Raw genomic sequence first — 546 nt, 5'->3', positions numbered from 1 at the left:
GAAGATTCTGACCGCGGCGACGATCGACGGCCTGGAGGCGCTCGAAGCGGCCGCCGCCGAGGCACTGGCCCAGGGGGTCACCAGCGCCGATGTCGTGCTCAACATTCTCGCCCGGTCCCGATCGGCGCCGATCGAGCCCAGTATCGCCACGCCTGAGCATCTGAGGCTCAGCATCGAGCCCGCCGCCGACGCGGCGCGCTACGACCAGCTGCTGTCGGCCCGGAGGGCGGCGTGATGATGGAGCGACACGAGATCCTCGGCCTGATGGCCGAACTCAAGCTCGTCGGCATGCGCCATGCCTATGATGAGGTGGTCGCCGACGCCCTCAAGCGCCAGCATCCCATCCAACACGTTCTCGGTGATCTGCTCACGGCCGAGATCGCCGAGAAGCATGCTCGCTCGATCAAGTATCAGATGACCGCGTCCAAGCTGCCGCTGGCGCGCGAGATCGACGCCTTCGAGTTTACCGGCACGCCGATCAACGAAGGACTGGTCCGGGATCTCGCCACGGGCGGTTTCCTTGCCAGCCAGCGCAACGTCGTCCTG

Annotated in this window: 1 protein-coding gene and 1 pseudogene; both read left to right on the top strand. The window is 66.5% G+C overall.

Features of this window, described 5'->3' with window-relative positions; genetic code table 11:
* Positions 1-235 (top strand): annotated as a pseudogene (locus ACLJK8_RS23115) (IS21 family transposase); the annotation flags it as partial.
* Positions 235-546, top strand: a 312-nt coding sequence (locus tag ACLJK8_RS23110) for an ATP-binding protein (RefSeq protein ID WP_413152718.1), incomplete at its 3' end; no start/stop codon positions are given. The pseudogene ACLJK8_RS23115 and the gene ACLJK8_RS23110, both read left to right, overlap by 1 nt.

Source organism: Amaricoccus sp. W119 (assembly GCF_047275745.1).
Lineage (GTDB): Bacteria > Pseudomonadota > Alphaproteobacteria > Rhodobacterales > Rhodobacteraceae > Amaricoccus.
The sequence above is the reverse complement of the archived record's forward strand: the minus strand, read 5'-3'. Positions and strand labels throughout refer to the sequence as shown.